Origin of the sequence: Corallococcus sp. AS-1-12 (assembly GCF_020036995.1) — a bacterium.
In the GTDB taxonomy this organism is placed as follows: Bacteria; Myxococcota; Myxococcia; order Myxococcales; family Myxococcaceae; genus Corallococcus.
The window spans coordinates 54,647-75,482 of the sequence record NZ_JAIQDD010000019.1; the positions used below are offsets into that span (position 1 = coordinate 54,647).

20 protein-coding genes are annotated in these 20,836 nt (G+C 69.6%); 15 read left to right on the top strand and 5 right to left on the bottom strand.

The features are described 5' to 3' along the window. The first annotated feature begins 23 nt into the window (after positions 1–23). From K8556_RS25935 to K8556_RS25950, 4 genes are all read left to right on the top strand, one after another. Entirely contained in the window at positions 24–800 is a 777-nt protein-coding gene (locus tag K8556_RS25935) for an alpha/beta fold hydrolase (protein WP_223742775.1), read from the top strand. Further along, positions 800–1,639, top strand: coding sequence for an alpha/beta fold hydrolase (locus K8556_RS25940; RefSeq protein WP_223742776.1), 840 nt, complete (start codon positions 800–802; stop codon positions 1,637–1,639). Before K8556_RS25935 ends, K8556_RS25940 begins: the two co-directional genes overlap by 1 nt. 122 nt (positions 1,640–1,761) lie before the next feature. Next, positions 1,762–2,211: a hypothetical protein gene (locus tag K8556_RS25945; RefSeq protein ID WP_223742777.1), complete on the top strand. Its 450-nt coding sequence runs from the start codon at positions 1,762–1,764 to the stop codon at positions 2,209–2,211. Positions 2,212–2,360: 149 nt separating this feature from the next. Further along, positions 2,361–3,410: a LuxR C-terminal-related transcriptional regulator gene (locus K8556_RS25950; protein WP_223742778.1), complete on the top strand. Its 1,050-nt coding sequence runs from the start codon at positions 2,361–2,363 to the stop codon at positions 3,408–3,410. Positions 3,411–3,430: 20 nt separating this feature from the next. Here the strand turns inward: K8556_RS25950 and K8556_RS25955 are convergent, their stop codons facing one another. Continuing rightward, positions 3,431–4,120, bottom strand: a complete 690-nt coding sequence (locus tag K8556_RS25955) for an iron-containing redox enzyme family protein (protein ID WP_223742779.1) — start codon at positions 4,118–4,120, stop codon at positions 3,431–3,433. Between the two features lie 83 nt (positions 4,121–4,203). Further along, the gene (locus tag K8556_RS25960; RefSeq protein ID WP_223742780.1) at positions 4,204–4,998 is read right to left on the bottom strand and encodes a GNAT family N-acetyltransferase; all 795 of its coding nucleotides are present in this window, start codon (positions 4,996–4,998) and stop codon (positions 4,204–4,206) included. Between the two features lie 207 nt (positions 4,999–5,205). Between K8556_RS25960 and K8556_RS25965 the strand changes: the two genes are divergently transcribed. The 7 genes from K8556_RS25965 (at position 5,206) to K8556_RS25995 (ending at position 13,681) form a co-directional block, all read left to right on the top strand. After that, positions 5,206–6,870 (top strand): bifunctional aspartate transaminase/aspartate 4-decarboxylase, encoded by a 1,665-nt coding sequence (locus tag K8556_RS25965; protein WP_223742781.1) that lies wholly within the window; start codon positions 5,206–5,208, stop codon positions 6,868–6,870. 262 nt (positions 6,871–7,132) lie between these two features. Then, on the top strand, positions 7,133–7,750 hold the full coding sequence (locus K8556_RS25970) for an RNA polymerase sigma factor (RefSeq protein WP_223742782.1): 618 nt from the start codon (positions 7,133–7,135) through the stop codon (positions 7,748–7,750). Further along, complete coding sequence (locus K8556_RS25975) at positions 7,737–8,117, top strand: hypothetical protein (protein ID WP_223742783.1); 381 nt, start codon at positions 7,737–7,739, stop codon at positions 8,115–8,117. Before K8556_RS25970 ends, K8556_RS25975 begins: the two co-directional genes overlap by 14 nt. A 113-nt stretch (positions 8,118–8,230) precedes the next feature. Next, the gene (locus K8556_RS25980; protein WP_223742784.1) at positions 8,231–8,839 is read left to right on the top strand and encodes an ImmA/IrrE family metallo-endopeptidase; all 609 of its coding nucleotides are present in this window, start codon (positions 8,231–8,233) and stop codon (positions 8,837–8,839) included. Positions 8,840–8,841: 2 nt separating this feature from the next. Further along, complete coding sequence (locus K8556_RS25985) at positions 8,842–10,035, top strand: hypothetical protein (protein WP_223742785.1); 1,194 nt, start codon at positions 8,842–8,844, stop codon at positions 10,033–10,035. Positions 10,036–10,050: 15 nt separating this feature from the next. After that, a complete protein-coding gene (locus K8556_RS25990; RefSeq protein WP_304504000.1) occupies positions 10,051–12,258 on the top strand; it encodes an ATP-binding protein in 2,208 nt (735 codons plus the stop codon). A 55-nt stretch (positions 12,259–12,313) separates the two neighbouring features. Continuing rightward, complete coding sequence (locus K8556_RS25995) at positions 12,314–13,681, top strand: hypothetical protein (RefSeq protein WP_223742786.1); 1,368 nt, start codon at positions 12,314–12,316, stop codon at positions 13,679–13,681. 4 nt (positions 13,682–13,685) lie between these two features. On the opposite strand, the gene K8556_RS26000 is transcribed toward K8556_RS25995, so the two are convergent. Together K8556_RS26000 and K8556_RS26005 are read right to left on the bottom strand one after the other, a co-directional pair. Next, a complete protein-coding gene (locus tag K8556_RS26000) occupies positions 13,686–14,003 on the bottom strand; it encodes a hypothetical protein (protein WP_223742787.1) in 318 nt (105 codons plus the stop codon). A gap of 122 nt (positions 14,004–14,125) precedes the next feature. Continuing rightward, complete coding sequence (locus K8556_RS26005; protein ID WP_223742788.1) at positions 14,126–15,313, bottom strand: cyclic nucleotide-binding domain-containing protein; 1,188 nt, start codon at positions 15,311–15,313, stop codon at positions 14,126–14,128. A gap of 145 nt (positions 15,314–15,458) precedes the next feature. On the opposite strand from K8556_RS26005, the gene K8556_RS26010 reads away from it, so the two are divergent. The 4 genes from K8556_RS26010 to K8556_RS26025 all read left to right on the top strand — a co-directional run bounded on the left by K8556_RS26010 (position 15,459) and on the right by K8556_RS26025 (position 20,279). Beyond that, the gene (locus K8556_RS26010; RefSeq protein ID WP_223742789.1) at positions 15,459–16,445 is read left to right on the top strand and encodes a Rieske 2Fe-2S domain-containing protein; all 987 of its coding nucleotides are present in this window, start codon (positions 15,459–15,461) and stop codon (positions 16,443–16,445) included. Next, entirely contained in the window at positions 16,432–17,343 is a 912-nt protein-coding gene (locus tag K8556_RS26015) for a fatty acid desaturase (RefSeq protein ID WP_223742790.1), read from the top strand. Before K8556_RS26010 ends, K8556_RS26015 begins: the two co-directional genes overlap by 14 nt. Next, on the top strand, positions 17,340–18,866 hold the full coding sequence (locus K8556_RS26020; RefSeq protein WP_223742791.1) for a phosphatase PAP2 family protein: 1,527 nt from the start codon (positions 17,340–17,342) through the stop codon (positions 18,864–18,866). Before K8556_RS26015 ends, K8556_RS26020 begins: the two co-directional genes overlap by 4 nt. A 102-nt stretch (positions 18,867–18,968) precedes the next feature. After that, entirely contained in the window at positions 18,969–20,279 is a 1,311-nt protein-coding gene (locus K8556_RS26025) for a DUF418 domain-containing protein (protein WP_223742792.1), read from the top strand. Here K8556_RS26025 and K8556_RS26030 read toward each other — a convergent pair. After that, positions 20,242–20,775, bottom strand: coding sequence for an SgcJ/EcaC family oxidoreductase (locus K8556_RS26030; RefSeq protein WP_223742793.1), 534 nt, complete (start codon positions 20,773–20,775; stop codon positions 20,242–20,244). The two genes, K8556_RS26025 and K8556_RS26030, sit on opposite strands and share 38 nt — an antisense overlap. Between the last annotated feature and the right edge of the window lie 61 nt (positions 20,776–20,836).

The following is a 20,836-nucleotide window of genomic DNA, read 5'->3' on the forward strand; positions in this document are numbered from 1 at the left end:
CCACCGAGGAGATTGGTTCAACCGTGACGCCCTGCTTCTTCGGCACCTCCGAACGACAGCTCTTCGGCGTGCACCACCCCGCGCAGGGCGCCGAGCGCTCCACCGGGGTGGTGCTCTGCTATCCCGCCGCACAGGAGTACATGTTGACGCACTGGGCCTTCCGGAAGCTGGCCGGGATGCTCGCGCGCGAGGGCTTCCACGTCTTCCGCTTCGACTACTACGGCACGGGGGACTCGGCCGGAGAGGGCCACGAGGGCCGCGTGGCCACGTGGGTCCAGGACCTCCGCAACGCCGTCAATGAACTGCAGGACGTGACGGGCGTGCAGCGCGTGGCGCTCGTGGGCCTGCGGCTGGGCGCGGCGCTCGCGGTGCGCGCCGCCGTGGAGGGACTGTCCACCGCCGCGCTCGTGCTCTGGGAGCCCCTGGTGGAGGGCGAGGCCTGGCTCCAGGAGCTGGAGCTGCTCCAGCAGCGCCGGGACACCCGCACCCTCTTCCCCCGGCCCGAGAGCCCGCTGGAGGTGCGCGAGGAGCTGCTCGGCTTCCCGTTCCCCCGCGCCCTGCGCGACGACATCCTCGCGCTGGACCTGGCCGCGCTGCCCGCGTGGCCGTCCACGCGCACGCACCTGGTGGTCAGCGCGCCGAAGCCCGGGTACCAGCGGCTCCAGGAGCGCCTGGAGAAGACGGGCCTGCCCTTCCAGCACCACCTGGTGCCCGAGGAGGGCGCGGGCGGCCAGGAGTCCGCGCTCCTGTCCAACCGCATCCTGCAGACCATCACCACGCTCCTGAAGGAGGCCGCGTGATGCGCGAGCGCATCTGTACCTTCGGCCCCGAGCAGAGCCTGGTGGGCATCCTCACGGAGCCGGATCCGGCGAAGGTCCTGCCGGAGGCGCCCACGGTGGTGCTGTCCAACGTGGGCCTCAACCACCACGTGGGCCCGTACCGGCTGTGGGTGGAGCTGGCGCGACAACTGGCTGGACGCGGCATCTCCACGCTGCGCTTCGACCTGTCCGGCCTGGGTGACAGCCGCCCCCGCCGCGAGGGCGGCGCCGACGAGTTCCAGCGCGCCCGCGAGGAGACGCGCGCGGCGCTCGACCACCTGGAGCAGAAGAAGGGCCAGAAGCGCTTCGTGCTGATGGGCCTGTGCTCCGGCGTGGACAGCGCGCACGCGGTGACGGTGGAGGATCCGCGCGTGGTGGGCGCGGCCTTCATCGACGGCTACACGTACCGCACGCTGGGCTACCACCTGCGCTTCCACCTGCGCTACCTGAGCCCCCGCCGGTGGACGCGCTTCCTGCGCAAGCGCAGGCTGCCCGCCCAACTGCGCGAGGCCGGCGAGGCCGACGAGGTCTACACGCGCGAGTACCCGGAGCGCTCGCGGCTGACGCAGGACTACAAGCACCTGCTGGAGCGCGGCGTCAGCCTGTGCTTCGTGTTCTCCGGAGGCATGGGGCTGTCCTTCAACCACGAGGGCCAGTTCTACGAGATGCTCTCGCCGCTGAAGCTGGAGGGCCGCGTCACCTACGCCTTCTATCCGCGCGCGGACCACCTCTTCTCCGTGCCGGAGGACCGCACGGAGCTCATGCGCAAGCTCACCGCCTGGGCCGTGGGCACGGTTCCCCCACGTGCACTGACGGGCTGACGGCCGCCTGCCCGCACAGCAGGCGGGGACACGGCTCAAGGCCGGGTGTGCGTCGAGCGCTTGTTTCCCACCCGACGGTCGCCACCTTCGAAGCACACACGTTCTTCGAAGGAGAGCCACCCATGAAGCTCCCCCTGATGGCAGCACTGGCGACACTCGCGTTCTCCGGTCAGGCGTTCGCGCAGAGCCACACCGACCACGAAACGCCGCCCCTCCAGGAGCCGTCCACGGACGCGCCCCAGGACAGCGCGGAGCGCTGGGACAAGGCCACGGGCGGCTCGGGCGCCGCTTCGGAGGACCTCCAGTCCGCGGACGAGGTGGACGACAACGCCGTGGACCCGGGCCGCGTCGATGAAGGCGTGGGCGGCTCCGGCTCCACCGAGCAGGGGAGCAACAGCACCAGCGACCACTCGGCCGCTGCGGAGCCGGGGGCCCCGAACTCGGGCACCCCGGGCAACAAGGGGGCTCAGATGGAAGTGACGCCGCCGGCCTGGGACCAGAACAAGAACATGGGCAGCTCCGCCAGCCCCACCACGGGCACCCCGCCGGTGGAAGGCAGCGCGGGCAACTAGCGGCCTCCCCGCTTCGATAGACACCGCAATGACAGGCGCGGACGGGCTTCATGGGAGTGAAGCCCGTCCATACCCATTGTGGGGGACAGATTCCCGGGCCCTCCGACCGCTAAGTCCTTGCATGGACCGGTTGGAAGGAGGCCCGTCGGATGAACCTTACCGCGCACGAACAGGGGCTCGTGCTCGAGCTGACCCGGGCACTCTCCAGCTCATTGGACCTGACCGAGGTCCTGGCCCGTGCCCAGGGAATCCTCACGCGGCTTCTGCCCTGTGACTACGCGGCCCTGTGCGTGTCCAGGCCGGAGCGGCCCGGGCACTACGAGTGGATGGGATTGGGTGCCCCGGGCATCCTCTTCACGCACTACCCGGAGCTGGCCACGGTGGGTGCCGCGCGCGCCACGAACCCGCTGTCGAGCAAGGAATTGAAGCGCAACCTCCTGTCCCTGCGCTGCCGGGAGATGGGGCTGCCCCTGGAGCACGTGCTGGCGGTGCTCCTGGACCTGAGCGAGGACTGGCACGGCGGCTTCACGCTGTACCGGGAGCACGCCCTGCCCTTCTCCGAACGGGAGCAGGCCCTGCTGGAGGACCTGACGCCCTACCTGGCGAACACCGTGCGCAACTGCCGGCTGTTCGGACACGAGGCGATGCGGGGAGACCTGCTGGACGCCCTCTTCCGCCAGCAGGGCGCCGAGTGCGTCGTGGTGGAGCCACCGGAGCACGAGAAGCTGAGGACCCCGGGGGCCACGGAGCTCCTGCGGCGCTGGTTCCCGGACGAGCTGAAGGCGGATGACTCCCGGCTGCCCCAGGCGCTGCGCGAGCACCTGACGCGTCTGCAGGCCCTGGGGACGAAGCGGACCCCGGGCATGGACACGTGGACGCGCTCCGGTGCGAAGCACGACCTGAAGGTGACGTTCGTGGAGCTGCCGGAGCAGCGCGGCCACCAGCCCTGGGGGCTGGTGTTGCAGGAGTGCTCGCGGGCCATCCCGCTGCCGGAGCCCTGGCGGCAGAAGCTCTCCCGGCGCGAGCTGGACGTGGTCCAGGGGGTCCTCTGCAACTGGACGAACGAGCTCATCGCCGAGGACCTGGGCCTGACGCTCAACACGGTGAAGACGCACCTGCGCAACATCTTCCCCAAGCTGGGCATCGAGAACCGCATGGACCTCCTCTACCAGGCCGCCTGGCGGCAGAAGCCGGGGTGAGGAGGTCCGGGCGCGCGGGCTCAGGGCTCCCGGAAGAACTTCGGGAACAGGGTGCGCGTGGTGCGGGCGGAGAGCAGCAGCGCGGCCTGCTCCTCCGGGGACGTGAGCTTGCGCAGCTCCGCCTCCAGGTCGGCCACGTGGTCGCCGTCCGCGGCGCCGTGGCCGCGCAGGAAGAGGACGGCCTTGTGGATGTTCGGGATGCCGCTCTCCGCGATGAGCCGGTCCACCGAGTCCGGGGCCCTGTTCACGGACAGGTACTCCAGCACGTAGGCCGTGCCCAGGAACGCGGTGGGCACGCCCGACTGCGTGGTGAAGCGGTTCCACTCCACGTAGGCGCGAACGGCGGGGCAGATGGGCGCGCGCTCCACGCGCTCCTCCGTCCAGCCCAGGGCCTTCAGGTCCTTGAGCAACCACTGCTCATGGCCCCGCTCCTCGTGCGCCTTCTGGAACAGCAGCTCCGCGAGCGCGGAGTTGCGGCCCTCGCGGTGCACGCGCTCGCCGGCCTCGGTGAAGAACCCCTCGCTCCAGCGCACGTACTGATACGTCTGGATGAGATAGTGGACGTAGTCGTCCTGGCGGATGCGCCCCTCGAAGAGGCGCCGGACGCCCGGCGTCGCGTCCAGCTCCCGCACGAGCATCCGGGCCTCGTGCCGCAGGGAGTCCAGCCAGTCCGTCTTCGCCGTCTGCTCATGCTTGGGCTGCTTGCACATACACGTCTCCTGACAGGGGCCCTTGGAAGGCCCGGTGGGTGTTGCGTTGAGGGTGAAGGGGAAAGGAGCGCGCCGGCCCGGGGTCAGGCGGCGTCGGCGTCCAGCGAGTCGAAGAGGTTCAGCGTCCGCGGCGGAATGGCATCCAGCGCGGCGACGAGCGGCACGGTGAAGCGGTTGAAGGCAGGGTCGAAGTGCGGCGGCGCGATGAAGCGCGCGCCCATCTTGTCCGCGAACAGCGACAGCACGGGCGGCATGCGCAGCTCGTCGAGTCCGCCCTCACGGGCCTGGGCGCGCTCCTCCGCGGTGAGCCGGGCGGCCAGGGGCTCCGCGGGCGGCGGGGGAAACTCCCGGGTCCGCACGCGGAAGCCGTTGCTCAGCCAGCCCCGGCGCGCGGCGGCCAGGAAGTAGAGGTCCGCCTCCTCCTGGCTGTCCGTCTCCATGTTGGCCGCGGCGATCCAGTGGGTGACGCCGCGCCGGCGGCTCTCGCGGTAGAGGCCCGCCTGGAGGCGCAGCACGGCGGAGTTCCGGTAGCTCCGGGTGACGCAGTAGCGCGTGGTCTCCGCGAACACGCGGCCCGGCGCGACGAGCTCCGACAGGTCGAGCTTCTTCTCGATGTCCAGCCCCACGACCGTGTCCGCGAAGGCCGCCACCTCCGCGTTGGGCGTCAGCAGGCGGGCGGTGGCCACCGGCTCCTCGCCCGCGTAGACGACGACGTGCGAGGTGCTGCGGAGCGTGTCGAAGCAGTCCGCTTCGCGCGGAGCCCGGGGCCGCTTGGGCCCCAGCATCCGCATCTCCTCGCCAAAAACCCGGTAACGGACGCGGAGCGCGTCATCCAGTTCGCGCTGCGCTGTGGCGACACGGCAACTCAATGAAGACATGGCGGGTCTCGCTTCCACGGTGCTTGCCGGACTTGTGTGTCCGGCCCCGACCTTTCATTCGTCGCAGCTCGGCCGAGTGCGCTCGCGGGTTGTCTTTTTTCGCTGAACCCGGCCAACCGCCCGCCACCTGCGCCCGCCCCACCCCGTGGCGCATGGCCCCCGTCCCCGCGAGTGGCTCACCTTGGACAGACGAAGGAGGAGGACACCATGACCGAGCAGACGCCCGAGGCCCCGGGAGCCTCTTCCGAGCGCACGCTGCAGAAGCTCAGCCCCTCCGAGCTGAAGGACGCGCTCCTCCAGGTCGAGGACGAGGCCGTGAGGACCCGCGAGGCGGTGATGCTCAACACCGGCCGGGGCAATCCCAACTGGATCGCCACCACGCCGCGCGAGGCCTTCTTCCTCCTGGGCCAGTTCGCGCTCGCGGAGAGCCGGCGGGCCTGGGACGTCCCCGAGGTGGGGCTCGCGGGCATGCCCCGGTCCCCGGGCATCGCCAGACGCCTGCAGGACTTCCTGGAGGCGAGCGACGACGAGCCCGCCGTGCAGTTGTTGCGCGGCGCGCTGACGTACGGGGTGCACACGCTCGGCTTCAACCCGGACCGGTTCGTCTGGGAGCTCACGGACGCGGTCATTGGAGACAACTATCCGGTGCCGGACCGGATGCTCGCCCACGGCGAGCGCATCGTGCAGGAGTACCTGGCGCAGGAGCTGTTCGCGGGACGGCCGCCCTCCGGGCGCTTCGACCTCTTCGCGGTGGAGGGCGGCACCGCGGCGATGACCTACGTCTTCCACTCCCTGAAGGTGAACGGCCTGCTGCGCAAGGGAGACACCCTCGCGCTGGGCGCGCCGCTCTTCACGCCCTACCTGGAGATTCCGCGCATGGAGGAGTTCGGCCTGCGCACGGTGGACATCCATCAGAGCGCCACCGCGAAGGACGGCCGCCCCACCTGGCAGTACCCGGACGCGGAGCTGCGCAAGCTGGAGGACCCGCGCGTCAAGGCGCTCTTCGTCGTCAACCCGTCGAACCCGGGCGCGGTGGCGATGCGCAAGGAGTCCGTCCACAAGCTGGTGGAGCTGGTGCGCAAGCGCCGGCCGGACCTGTTGATCATCACCGATGATGTCTACGGCACGTTCGTCAACGGCTTCCGCTCATTGGCCGCGGACCTGCCGCGCAACACGCTGCTGGTGTACTCGTACTCCAAGCACTTCGGCTGCACGGGCTGGCGGTTGGGCGTGGTGGCGCTCCACGAGGACAACATCCTGGATGAGGCGTTGGCGAAGCAGCCCGCGGCGGAGCGCGCGCGGCTGGAGGCGCGGTATGGCGCCGTCTCGCTGCGCCCGGGGCGGCTGAAGTTCATCGACCGGATGGTGGCGGACAGCCGGGCCGTGGCGCTGAACCACACGGCGGGCCTGTCGTTGCCGCAGCAGCTCCAGATGACGCTGTTCTCGCTGTTCACGCTGTTGGACAGGGACGGGGCCTACAAGAAGTACTGCCAGCGCATCTGCCAGGACCGGCTCCAGGCGCTGCTCGAAGGCATGGGCCTGCCGCTGCACGAGGATCCGCTGCGCACGGCGTACTACCAGACGATCGATCTGGAGGCCTGGTGCCGCGAGCACCTTGGCGAGGACTTCGTCCGCTTCGTCGAGGACCACCACGACCCGCTGGAGATCGTCTTCAGGCTGGCCCGGCGCTACGGCGTGGTGCTGCTCACCGGAAGCGGCGTTGACGGACCTCCCTGGTCGGCCCGTGTGTCATTGGCGAACCTGGAGGACAGCGCGTATTCACGGATTGGCCGGGACCTCCTGGATGAGGTGCGCCGCGCCATTGATGCGTGGAAGCAGGCGGGTGGAACGCCCTCTGGCGCGTCGCATTGAAACACGTCACGCCGGGATGAAACGGACCCTGGTCTCCCTGAAAGGAGACCAGGGTCTTTTTCGATCCTCGGGGGATCACGCGAGACCCTGTCCCCAAAGGCAGTACCACCTCCGAGGTACAGACACGGATCCTCGACCTCGCCAACCTGCCGGCTCGGAAAAGCGACATGTCGCCGTCGAACTCGACAGGGCTGTAGCGAACGTTCAGGCGAATCGCAGTCCAACCTGAAGCGGGGGCACGCATGCCGGTGAGGAGTGGGGGATGACCAGTCCATCACGACAACAAGTGGAGCAGCTTCACGAACGGATGCTGGGCCGGGACCCGACGGCGACCTACGACGTCTTCGAGACGTTCATGGATCCGCTGGTCCGGGGATTGAAGCGCTACCTGGGGTGCACGCATGACGACGCCAACGCCTCGGCCGCGGATGCCGTCTTTGCGTATCTGCGGCACCCGGAACGCTTCGACGCTCGCCAGTCCACGCTCTGGAATTTCCTGAACCAGATCGCCAGGCGTCGAGCCCATGACAGCCACAGGTCCAGGACAGCGCGGACAAAAAGGGAGAAAAACCCGCTGACGATTGTCGAAGTCCACCCGCCAGCTCCGAAAGAGGGTGTGGAGGGTTTCGCGATTGCGAGGCAGTTGTTGAAGCGGCTGGAGGAACGCATCGAGAAGGCCGGTCTGCCGCAACGCGACATCGCCGGTATCCGCGTCATCGTCCTCCACGAGGGCCGCGTTCCTGCCGAGGAGATGGCGGAGGCACTGGGGATGTCCCACCTGCCTCCCGGTGAGCGGCTGCACGAGGTGAGGCGCCACACCGAACGATTGAGGAGGCTTTTGCGAAGCCTCTGGATGGAGGATTCCGATGTCGACGCTTGATTGGCTGACGTACGCGGCGAAGCGCAGCACCACCGAGCAGGGACTCCTGGGCCAGGTGTTCGCGACCTACCAGTCCATCGAGGACTGCACGCCGGACACGCTCGCGGACGAACTGGGTTGCGACGAGAAGACACTCAAGCAACTGTCCTTGTGCCGCAAGCCGTCCGGGGACGGGTTCGCCGAACAGGTGAAGCTCCTCTGCGGCCGGTTCGGACTGGAGCCGTTCGCGCTCGCCAACGTCCTGCGGCAGGTGGAGATCATGGGCGGGGACTCCTCCAACGGGGATGCGGAGGCTGGCCTGCATCGCACCGGCACGCTCCAACTCGCCGCGCTCGACCTGCGCAAGAAGGACGATCCGGCCTCATGAAACCGGCCTGGCTGAGGGAGGCGGTGGAGGCCAGCGGCCTCCCTCCGTCAGAGGTATTTCCGCGTGACCTGGCGGCGGACGCATCCATGCTCCTGCCCGTGAGGCCCGTGGGATTGAAGGACCTGACCTCGGAAAAGGTGCGCCAGTGGTTGGCCCAGCGGGGGCGCACGGTGGAGGTCGGCTACCACCGCCGGATGCACGGTTGCATGGTGGCATGGGAGGGCAAGGGACTCGTGTTCTTCAACCGGGACGACGGCCCGGCGGTTCAGCGCTTCGCGGTGGCGCACGAGCTGGGTCACTTCGTCCTCGACCACCTCCTGCCGCGCAGGCGGGCACTCCACTTCTTCGGCGACGACATCCGGGACGTCCTGGACCAGAAGCGCCGTCCTACCCCGGAGGAGTCGCTGACCGCGGTGCTGGAAGGCGTTCCCATTGGCGTGCAGATCCACCTGATGGACCGGGGACCCACTGGCGACATCGGCAAGGGGGTGGTGGCTCGCTCCGAGCAGCGCGCGGACCGGCTGGCCCTGGAATGGCTCGCCCCCTCGAAGCTCGCTCGTCAGGTGATGCAGGAGGGCCCCGAAGACATGCAGCAGCAACGCTTGGAGCAGCACTTCGGGCTGCCGGATTGGATGGCGGAAACCTACGCGCGCATCCTGCGCCGCGAAGAGGGCCGCTCCCGTTTTTCCATTGTTTCATTCCTCGGTGAGGACGCAGGGTGACCATGGGCGGCCACGGGCGCTTTGACGACGACGAAGAAGATTTGACCGGTGATGAGGACTTCCGCGGCTCGTTCCGCGAGGACCTGGAGCGCACGCTGAATCTGGAGACGTGGGCGGAGGGCCTGGACCTCCAGGTCATCATGGAACGCTACCGGCGGGAGATTGGTGGCGCCATCCAGAAGGAGGACGAGCTCCGGTCCATCATCCGCCAGGAGTTGCTCCCCCGCCTCCAGACACGCCCCGGAGCCCCCGAGGGCGCTGGGCTCTACCAGTTGAGCCCCGAGCAACTGGCGGACATCCACTCGGGCCTGCTCTTCGCCGGCCAGGTGGAGGCGGTCAACGGCCTCTCCGTGACGCACGAGACGCTGCCCCTGGACATCACCCAGTTGAGCATCGCGGCCATTGGCTATGGCGGCACCGCGGGCACCTTCTCCCAGCGTCTGTTCCGCCGCGAGGTGACGGTCGACGCGCCGGACCCCTACCAGGAAGCTCTGTCCTATATCGAGATGCGCCAGAACCGCTCGCATCCGGGACGCGGTGGGCCAGACAGCCTGTCGCGACTCGCGCGGCGAGGCATCCGCGCATACGCGGAGCGCGCCATCCTGGTGGAGAAGCTGAAGGCCCCGTGGCGCATGGGCCAGGGCAATCCCTTCGCCCGTGAGCTCATCACTGGCTCCGGCTACAAGAGCCTGCTGAAAGCGTCGCTGGGGATGCTCGAACGAGTGATGAAGGACCATCCCCGTTTCGTCTTCGTCTCCGCACGGATGGACGACCGGGGCTTCCTCACCATGGGCCATGCGCTCAAGGCCGGCGAGTTCGTCATCCTCGAGTCGCTGAAGCAGGAGGGGAAGGACATCCTGGACGGATGGCAGTACGACCTCGAGGAGTACGACCTGGCGCGCGAATTCATCAACGCGTATTCACACAAGGTCGTGAAGGGCCTGTTCCGCGCCTCGGAGAACGCCCCACCCCGCATCTTCTACGCGCACGTCGACCATGCCCACATGGCCGCTTGCGTGGCCATCGCGGACAGCATGCTGCGCCCGGAACAGGGCTACCCCATGCTGCTCGACGTCGCGGAGTCCACGTGCCGTAGCGCCTTCGGCATGGATGGCTTCGAGGGCGTGGTCCAGGAGGCCTACGCGCTGGCCGACGCCCACCTTCAATACTTCAACGGTCGCAAGCCACGTCGCTGATGGGGGAACGACAGCATGTCTGACAATGGAAACACCAACGTACCCGGCCGCGGTCCCGCGCAGAATGGCGTGGCCCACAACGGCAGGCCCGTGAATGGCCACGCCGCCACCGCTCCCAATGGCCAGCGGCCAGTCGCGCCGTCCCCGCCGGGCGCCCGTCCGCCGGGCACTCCGCCCGCGAACATCCAGATGAACGGGCCACGCCCGGCGCCCCACCCCGGTGCGCCACCGAAGCCTCCGGCCAGCGCGGTCTCCCCCACCCCGGCTCCGGCAGCCCGAGGCCCTGTTCCGCAGCCGCCTCCCTCGGAGGCGCCACACAACGGGGGCGTCCTGCCCCTGCCGGACAGGGCGAAGGGCGAAATCGACGCGGCCAAGGAACGCGCGGAGGCGCTCAAGGCAGACCCGGAGCTGGAGAACGCCGTGGGCTTCACCCACTTCGACACCAGCGCGAGCCACGACAACCTCGTCACCGTCCTGTCCACGAAGGAGGACCTGCACCGGCTGGCGTCGCAGACGCTGGTGCGCATCAAGTGCCGCGAGGACGACAAGGCCTACCTGGGCGTCGTCGTGCAGGGCCCCTTCGCGGAGCCGAACGCCGTTCCTGCGAACTCCACCATGGCCATTGGCGTGGTGACGCACGGCAAGAAGCTCACGTACACCTTCGAGTACCACGGTCGCGCGGAGGTGGAAATCCTCGGGGAGGAGGTCGCGGGCGTGCTCAAGCCGCACCGCTTCCGTCCCCGGCCGCAGAGCCCCGTCTTCGTGCTCGACGAGGAGGAGAGCGCGAAGGTGCTGGGCGTCAGCGGGGAGATGAGCATCGGGACCGTGGTGGGCTACGAGCGGATGGAGGCGCGCATCAACGCCCGCGACAAGTCGGTGCTGCCCCGGCACACCGGCATCATCGGGACGACGGGCGGCGGCAAGTCCACCACCGTGGCCACGCTCATCCACCGCGCGCAGAACTCCGGCATCGCCACCATCGTCTTCGACGTGGAGGGCGAATACACGCACGTGGACCGGCCCACCGACCATCAAGCCATGGTGGAGACCCTCAAGCGCCGGGACCAGAAGCCCGAGGGTGTGAAGGACTTGCACATCCATCACCTGGTCGGCCGTGAGAGCCGCAACCCGCGCCACAAGAACAAGCACGACTTCTCGTTGAACTTCTCCAGCCTGTCGCCCTACGCACTGGCGGAGATCCTCGACATGACGGAGCCGCAGCAGGAGCGCTTCCTCAAGGCCTACGACGTCACGAAGCTGCTGCTGGAGGACTTCGAGGTCTATCCCGTGACGGATGAGGAGAGACGCGACGCGCTGGAGGTAGACGAACTGTCCACCGGCTACCCGAAGATGACCATCCAGCACCTGTTGGACGTGGTGAACGCGTACCTCTACAGCTTGAGCGACGAGGGCAAGGGGGACGGGAAGAATCGCACGAGCCGCGCCGCGAAGGGCAAGGGGACGGTCGCTGAGGAGATCGAGGTGTTGAAGGAGGACGAAGGCCCGCCAGCCAATTCACTGAGGCTCTACAGCATCTTCAAGAACAACCCCGGCAATGTGATGCGGCGGGTGATGGGGCAGAAGAGCGGCAACGTCATCAGTTGGAGAGCATTGGCCAGCAAGATCCAGCGGCTGCGCCGGCTGAACATCTTCGACATGGGGACCACGGAGGGCGTGAAGTACGACACGATGCTCTCGCCAGGGCGGGTGTCCGTCATCGACCTGTCGGACACGGAATCCCCCCAGCTCAACAACCTGGTCATCGCGGACATCCTGCGCGGCATCCAGGAGCGGCAAGAGGCCAGCTACGAGAAGGCCCACCGCGAGGGAAAGGACATCACCCCGGTCCTCATCATCATCGAGGAGGCCCACGAGTTCCTGTCCGCCAGCCGCATCGCGCAGATGAAGACCCTCTTCGAACAGGTCGCCCGGATCGCCAAGCGGGGCCGCAAGCGCTGGCTGGGGCTCGTCTTCGTCACGCAACTGCCCCAGCACCTGCCTTCCGAGGTCCTGGCCCTGCTCAACAACTTCATCATCCACAAGATCACGGACGGGGCCGTCATCAACCAGTTGAAGAAGAGCGTGGGCAGTATCGACGAGAGCCTGTGGAGCCGTGTGTCGCGGCTGGCCCCAGGCCAGGCGCTGATGTCGTTCAGCCACTTCACCCGGCCCCTGATGGTGGCCGTGGACCCCGCGCCCGTGAAGCGGCTGCTCGTCGACTAGGATTGCCCCAAACTCCAGGAACACCGGGAGGCAGGAGCGATATACAGCCAGCCTCATGTTCGGCTCCGCGCTCCTCGCCTCCGTCATCGTCGCCCAGGCTCCCGCATCCCCGGCCTCTCGTGCCGTGGAAGAACTGGGCCTGGGCCCCGTCCTCGACACCGCCGTTCACCAGGGCGTGACCTACGTCGCGCTCGGCCGTGGCGGCATCGCCCTGCTCAAGCTCGACGGCGCCTCGCCCCAGCTCGTGCGGCGCATCGAGGAGGGCCGGCGCTTCGTGCGGCTCGTCGTCGTGGGCCAGTCGCTCCTCGCCATCGAGCAGCGCGAGGAGGCCCATGCGTTCTCCCTCGCCACGCCGGAGCAGCCCCGGCCGGATTCGCTGGCCTCCGCGCTGGGCTCGGCGCGCGACCTCACCGTCGTCACCCAGGCGCCGCCGCCCCAGGCACCGCCCCCCACGTCCGCCCCCTCCTCCACCCGGCTCACCGTCACCGCCGTGCACGATGGCGACGTGACCCTCTCCGGTGGCGCCCTGGCCGGCCTGGGCGAAGGCACCCGCGTCCGCGTGCGCACGCAGGACTCCCGCGAGGTGGTGCTGCGGGTCATTGAATCGCGCGAGGACACCGCCATCGCCCGCCTGGGCCGCGGGGAGAACGTGCGCGTGGGCGACACCGCCGTCGTCACCGACGCCCCCGCCACCGCGCGCCTCTTCTTCCCCGAGCCCGGCGTGCCGCGCCTGCGCTACGGCTTCCATGCCCGGCCCTTCCTCGCGCTGGACGCGAAGACGCGTGAGGGCCAGTCCGCTCGCGCGGGCGGCCTGCTCCTGGATGCGTTCATCGCGTGGCGGCCCGGGGACCTGCCCCTGGTGCTGAGCGCGCAGTTGGACCCCGTGGGCTTCGGCCTGGGCACCGGCCTGCGCCACTCGCCGGGCTCCGCGTACGTCGCCGCGGCCTACTCCACCGACTTCCTGGAGGTCGGCATCGGCATGGGTGCGCTGTTCGGACAGAAGGAGTGCAGCACCCAGTTCGACTTCGACCCCAACACCTACGAGCCCATCAACCCCAGGACCGTGTGCGACTCCAACGCGGGCGTGTCCTTCCAGCAGGTGCTGCGGCTGGGCGCGCTCGACGGGTTCCACCTCGCGTGGAACTCCGCCATCCTCTCGCGTGACAACCAGTTCCGCTTCGGCTCCGGGCGCGGCGAGGTCCAGGTCCCCCTCACCCCCAGCCTCTCCCTCTTCGGCGCGGGCGGCGGCTCGGCCAGCGGATGGAACTTCGGGGAGCTGGGCGTGCGCAGCTTCATCAAGGGCACCGGCGGCTCCGGCACCACCGTGCTCTCCGCCAGCCTGGGCGTCGTGTCGCTCTCCGACGGCACCGGCGAGGCCCTCACCGGCCCCTCCATCGCCATCGGAATCGAGCGCCGTCCCTGAAGCGTCAGTGGCCGGAGGCCGTGGACGCGGCGAACTCCTCCGGCACCATCGCGCCGGAGATGGGGAAGTCCTTCGGCGCCCGCTTCCACGCCTCCCCACCCGGCGGGCGGGCAGCCCCCCGAGGGAGCCGCCCCAGGCCCATGAGCGCCAGCGACACCAGGCCCAGCCCCACCACCCCCGCGGCCAGCTCGTCCACGAGGCCCACCCGGCGAAGGCCGCCCACCCCCAGCAGCGGCAGCGCGGCGATGGGCGTGGCCACCCACGCCAACCACGTGCGCCAGTTCGCGCGAGCCTGTTGCCTCAGTGCGTCGATTGAAGCCATCGGGGCATCCTTCCGGACAGGGAGGTTGTCCAGGAGGATGGGGATGGACCGGGGTCCAATGAAAGGCCCCCACACAGCGCTCGCCTGCTTCCTCACGGGCGGGGCTGGGGCCCTGTGCGCGTTCAGCCGCTCAGCGCCCGCACGCGCGCCGCGAGGTTCTGCGTGAAGAGCCGGTAGATGTGCAGCGAGGCCGCGTCGTGCGTGGCCAGGAAGTGCTGGAAGCTCTCGCGGGTGATGCGCAGCGCGCGCACCGCCGTCTTCGCGCGCACGTTCGCGGACACGGGGCCGTCCTGCACGAGGGAGATCTCTCCCAGGAACGAGCCCGGCCCCAGCGTGTTGAGGTGCCGCGCGTTGGGCTCGTTGCCGGAGTAGACGTCCACGGTGCCCTCCAGCAGTACGAACAGCCCCGTGCCGGGAGCCCCCTTCTCCAGCAGCACCATGCCCGGCGTGGCCGTCACGGGCCGCGCCAGCCGGTACAGGTCCTTCATGTCCTCCAGCGGCAGCTCGCCGAAGATGGGGATGGCCTTGAGGAAGCGGTAGCCGCTGGCCTCCGGCAGGGTCGAGCCCGCGGCCAGCCGCGCGAGCAGCGCCTCCGCCTCCACGTCCAGGCCCATGCGCCGCAGGAGCCGCGCCTTCTCCGTCACCAGCACGGGATCCGCGCGCAGGTGCTCGGCGCTGCTCAGCGCGTCCGCCAGCACCGCGAGCGCCCGGTGCGTGAAGCCACCGGCGTCCAGCACCTTGCACGTGCGCAGCACGGCCTCGACGTAGCGAGGGTCCTCCGCGAGCACGCCGCCCAGGGCCTCGGCCTCCGCGTGGGCCTGTCCCAGCTCGTGGTAGAGGTCCGCGGCCTCGAAGGGGCGGCCCAGGCGGACCAGGCAGTGCGCCATGGACTCGCGGGCGCCCAGGCCCCGGTAGACCTCCAGCGCGCGCTCCAGCGCCCCGCCCCGCTCGAAGGCCGCCGCGGCGCGCTCCACCTCGCCCGCGCGCAGGTACGCCTCCGCGGCCGCCACGTGCTGACCGCCCTGGGCGTACAGGTCCGCCACGGACACGTCGTCGCCGCTGCCGTCCAGCAGCCGCGCCGCGCCCGTGAAGTCACGCGCCCGGCGCAGCACGTCCACCAGCCAGTGGCGCTCCTTCACCGTCCCCTGCGCGGCCTCCTTGCGAAGCCGCTCGCGCTGCGCCGCGCCCAGCTCCTCGTAGAGCTGCGCCGCGCGCTCCGGCTCGCCTTGCGCCGCCAGGGACTGCACCACCTGGAGCGTGCCGCCCCGCAACGAACCGCCCCGACTGCTGCCCGCCGTATCGCCTGCCATGTCACACGTCCCTTCCCAGGCCCACCCCGGTGGGGCGGCGCGCCCGGTTCCACCAGCGCCTGACTAACCAGGAACCCGGGCGTAAAGCCAGTCTCGACCGGCGCCCCCGTGGCCCTGGAGACACCGGGTCCGGTAGGGTCCGGGCATGGTTGTTCCCGTCCTGGCCGGGGTGGCTCCGGACCGTCTCCCCGGGCCCTCGCGCCCGCGCTCCTGGTACCTGGTGACCCCGTCCGAGTCCCTGCGGCCCGGCCACGCGATGGGCGTCCAGGTGGGGGGCCAGGAGGTGGTGCTGTTCCGGAGCCAGCAGGGCCGGGTCCACGCCCTGTCCGCGCACTGTCCCCACCTGGGGGCCCACCTGAAGCACGGCACCGTCCAGGGCGAGCTCTTGCGCTGTCCGCTGCACCATTGGAGCTTCGACGGAGGGGGCCGCTGCCGCGCCGTGCCCGGCCGGAGCGACGTGTCCGCCCTGCCGGGGCCCCGGGCGTGGCCGGTGGAGGAGCGCTTCGGCGGGGTGCTCGTGTTCAACGGCCCCGAGGCGCTGTTTCCCCCACCCGACCTGGGAGGTGGGGAGCACGTCTGGGACGTGGGGCCTGCGGTGACGGTGGGCTGTCCGTGGCTGCCGCTCGCGGCGAACTCGTTCGACCTGGACCACCTGCGCACGGTGCACCACCGGGAGCTGTGGGACACGCCGGCCTGGGAGACCCCGGACCGGTACACCCTGCGGCTGCGCTACACGTCGCGCGTCATCGGCACGGGCGCGAGCGACCGGCTGATGAAGGCGCTGTCCGGCAACCGCATCCGCGTGGAGCTCACGCTGCACGGCGGGACGTTGATCTCCGTGAAGAGCGACCTGGGCCGGGCGCGGGGACTGCTGCTCGCGAGCCTGACGCCCGTGGCGGAGGGCACGTCGGTGCGGCTCGCCGTCGCGGCGAGGCGGGGGCGGATTCCAGGCGCGGCGGCGCTGGTGCTCGGGGTGTCGCGGTGGCTCTACACGTCGTTCCTGCGCCGGGACGTGGCCGTGCTGGACGGCATGCGCTTCAACGTCGCGACGGCGACGGCGGACCCGGTGATGCGCCAACTGCTCGACTTCGCCGTGGGCCTGCCCGAGGACGGGGACGATGCGCGCCGATGACGCCCCGCCGATTCCCGCCGCGCTCAACGCGGGGCTCCTGGTCGTGGCGATGGGCGCGGGGGCGCTGTGCCTGTGGACGGCGTCGCACGCGCAAGCCCTCTGGGTTCGGCCGGTAGCGGCCGGGGTGTTCTCCTACGTGAACAACACGGCGTTCTCGCTGCTGCACGAAGCGACGCACGGGGTGCTGCACCCGTCGCGGCGGCTCAACGACGGGCTGGGCCGGCTGGCGGCGACGTTCTTCCCCACGTCCTTCACGTTGCAGCGCGCCTTCCACCTCACGCATCACCGGTACAACCGCACGGAGCGCGAGCAGTTCGACTACGTGCACCCGGGCGACCACCGCGTCCTCAAGTATGCGCAGTGGTACGTCATCCTGACCGGCGTCTACTGGCTGTTCGTACCGCTGGGGGCGCTGGTGTTCGCGCTCGCGCCGGGCCTGTTGCGGAGGCTGCGAGGTCCGGGCACGCGCTACGGGGAACAGACGGGCGCGGACGCATACCTGGGGCGGCTGGAGGATGCACCGGGGGCGGCCATCCGAGCGGAGGTGCTGGCCATGGTGGCGGTGCAGGCAGGGCTGGCATACGCGCTGGACCTGACGCTCGCGGGGTGGGCCCTCTGCTACGCGGCGTTCGCGGTGAACTGGAGTTCGTTGCAGTACGCGGACCACGCGTGGTCGCCGCTGGACGTGCGCGAAGGAGCATGGGACCTGAAGGTCGCGGCGCCGGTGCGCTGGGTGTTCCTCAACTATCACTACCACCGGGCGCACCACCGGTACCCGCAGGTGCCCTGGCTCTACCTGGGCCGCTACGTGGACGAGGGGGCCGAGCGGCCGTCCTTCCTGCGCATCTGGCTGTCCATGTGGCGAGGCCCCCGTCCGTTCCCGGAGCAGACGAAGTGAGCGCGTCCGCGAAGAAGGGATTGAGCACGAAGGGTCCGCTCTTCGGCTGGCCCACGTCGGAGGAACTGAAGCGCACGGGCGCGATGACGGTCGGCTTCGCGCTGTTCTTCCTCGCGGTGTACGGCGGCGCGAGCTGGGTGACAGGCTTCTATTCCGGCGGCCTGCGGGTGGACCTGCCCTTCGAACAGCACATCCCCTTCATGCCCGGCTGGGCCGCCGTCTACGTCAGCATGGATGTGCTGCTGCTCGTGTCCCTGTTCATCTTCCGGACGTGGAGACAGATGCTCCCCTTCGCACTGGCGTTGTGCGCGGAGACGGTGCTGGGCGCGCTCTGTTTCCTCGTCCTGCCGGTGGAGGTGGCGTGGCCGCCGCGCGCCGTCACCGGAGTCTGGGCCTCCGTCTTCCAGGCCGCGGACACGATGAACCTGGAGCGAAACTATCTGCCATCGCTCCACGTCGCCTTCGCCTGCACGGCGGCACTGGCCTACCGCGAGCGTTCAGGACCGGTGGCGAGCACCGTCTTCACACTCTGGGCGCTGGCCATCGCCGCATCGACCTTGTTCATCCACGAGCACCACCTGGTGGACGTATTCGCGGGAGCCTTGCTCGCCTGGGGCACGTGGCGTGTCGTGGCGCCCAGGGTCCGGAAGGAATCATTCCTCGAAGCAGTGCGGGTGGAAGCCCTCTGCGCGAGGGAGCTGTACCGCTTCGCGCGCAGGCATCCGCGCTACGGGCTCATCGCGCTCGCGCTGTACCAGCAGTCCCTGGGGCGCTGGCGCAAGGCGCGAAGAGCGCGGGTGGGGTTCTGCTTCCTCCAGATGGTGGATGACGTCCTGGATGGAGACCGTCCCGTCGAAGGCGAACCGCTGGACGCCATCGACGCGCTCCTGCGCACGCTGGAGACCGGAGCGCCGGGCCCCGCGACGGAGTTCCACGACACCGCGGTGTCTCTGGGCCAGGTGCTGCTCACGGAGCTGACCGACCCAACGGCCCGCGAGCAGGTGCTGGAGCTGGTGCGCACGATGCGCCGGGACCGGGAGCGGGTGCGCGATGAGCGCTGGTGGGACGCGGCAACGCTCCAGACTCAACTGGTGATCACCTTCCGGCTGTCCGTGAGCCTGATGCTGCACGTCGCGGATGCCCAGGTGCGAGCCGAGGACGCCCCTTCCCTGCTCGCGGCGTTGGGTTGGTGCTCCGTGATGCGCGACCTGAGAGAGGACCTGGCACAGGGGCTCTTCAACGTGCCCGAGCACGTCGCCACGGAGGTGCGCGCCCAGGGACATCGTCCCGAGGACTTCGACTCGCTGCTCACGGCGCAAGCCGGACGGGCCTGGGTGCGCGACGAGTACCAGCGAGCCCGCGCGCTGTTGGACCGCTCCACGAACGAGCTGGCCCACCTGGAAGGCAGACAGGGTGTCGCGCTGCTGCGCCTCTTCCACAGGTCGGTGGAAGCCTTCTGGGCCCGGAAGCTGCCGCGTCGCATGCCCTTCCTGCGCGAAGCGCCGGTGCTCGGAATCTCCTGAGTCCTTCACACGGGGTCGTCCTCCCTGCGCGTGGAGTGAGGCCGCGCGGGACGACGTGGTGCATGCGTTGACGCGAAGCGAGCACAGGCATCTGCTGCACGCATGTCCGACTCCGCTCCTTCCACTTCCGGCGCCCGTCCGGTGGATGTCTCCGAACGGTTGCCGCTCCTGGACGTGCTGCGAGGCTTCGCGCTGTGGGGCGTCTTCGTGTCGAACAGCTTCGCCTGGTTCAGCGGCCGGGTCCTGATGCCCCGGGAGCAGGCCCAGTCACTGGCGGCGCCGCCCTTCGAGGCGGCCGTCACGGCGCTCTACCACTTCTTCGTGAACCAGAAGTTCGTCACGCTGTTCGCCTTCCTCTTCGGGCTGGGGTTCTCCATCCAGTTGACGCGAGCCGAGGCCCGAGGGGCCTCCGTCGTCCCGGTCTATTCACGGCGCCTGCTGGTGCTGCTGGGCATCGGGGTGGTGCACCTCACGGCGCTCTGGGCGGGAGACGTGCTCTCCACCTACGCCCTGCTGGGCTTCGCGTTGCTCCTCTTCCGCGACCGTTCGGACCGGACGCTGCTGGTGTGGGTGGGGCTGTCGGTCGTGGTGGTGCCGTTGCTGGTGCCAGCGCTCCTCCACTTCGGCCCCATCCTGCTGCACGGCGCACAGGCGGCGGCCGACGCGGCGAAGGCCACGGAGGCCATGGAGGCCCAGACGCGGGAGCAGTTGCTGCTGGGACTCCAGAGCGACTCACTGTGGACGACGCAGGCCGCGAACGCGCACTTCCTCCAGTACATGCTGCCCACGTTGAAGCGGCTGCTGTGGATGATCTTCATCCTGGGCCGGTTCCTGCTGGGGCTGCTCGCGGGGCGGCACCTGTTGCTCCAGGACGTGGAGCGCCACCGCGCCTGGCACCGGAGGATGCTGGGCTGGGGGCTGGTGCTGGGCGTGCTGGGAAATGGCGCGGGAGTGGTGGTGCAGCACCTGCGGCTCGCGGGGCTGTTGGACCCGTCGAAAGCCCACTGGATGTTCACGCTGTCCGCGGTCCAGGAGATGGGCTACCTGGGCCTCGCCGCGGCCTACGTGGCCGCCTTCGCCCTGCTCTTCCAGAAGGAGCGCTGGCGCAGGTGGCTGGGCATCCTGGCCCCGGTGGGGCGCATGGCGCTCACCAACTACCTGATGCAGACGGTGGTGAGCCTCTGGCTGTATGACGGCTGGGGGTTGGGCCTCATCGGCAGGCTGCCTCCATCACGTTGCGTGGCGCTGACCCTGCTGGTGTTCGCGCTCCAGATTCCACTGAGCCACGCCTGGCTGTCACGCTTCCGCTTCGGTCCGGCCGAGTGGCTGTGGCGCTCGCTCACCTACGGCAAGCGCCAGCCCATGCGGCTCGCGCTCAAGCCGTCGCCGGCCGGCGTCCCCGACGTCCGATGAAGAACCCCGCGCCGAGCGCGGCGACCGCGACCAGCGCGCCAAAGCCCATGGCGGCGTTCTTCACCTTGGTGAGCAGGGGGTTGTCGAACACGTTGGTGGAGTAGTGGAACGCGGCGATGAGCCACTGGTCGCCCTCCTTCACCAGGGTGCAGGTCCACCGCCCGTTGATGACGAGGTCCGTGCCGTCGTTCAGGATGTAGTGGTCCAGCGACGAACCATACGCGACGCCCGCGTTGCCATACAGGCGCGTGAGCGCATCCACGTCGAACTTCGCGGTGACCTTCTTCACGACGCTGTTCGGGCCACCCAGCATCTCCGCGTAGTACGCGCGGATGGCGTCCTTCCCCACGCGAACGTCGTTGTTCATGGTGGAGAACACGACGTCCGGGTGCAGGTGCGAAAGCAGCCGGTCCAGGTCCTGCTTGTTGAGCGCGTCCTCCATGTCCTGCTTGATGGCGCGCAGCGCCTGATGCGTCGCCTCATCGCCAGAAGCCACGGCCGCCGGAGCCACGGCATCCTGAGCCCCCGAAACAAAGGGGACCGCGACGAACAGCAAC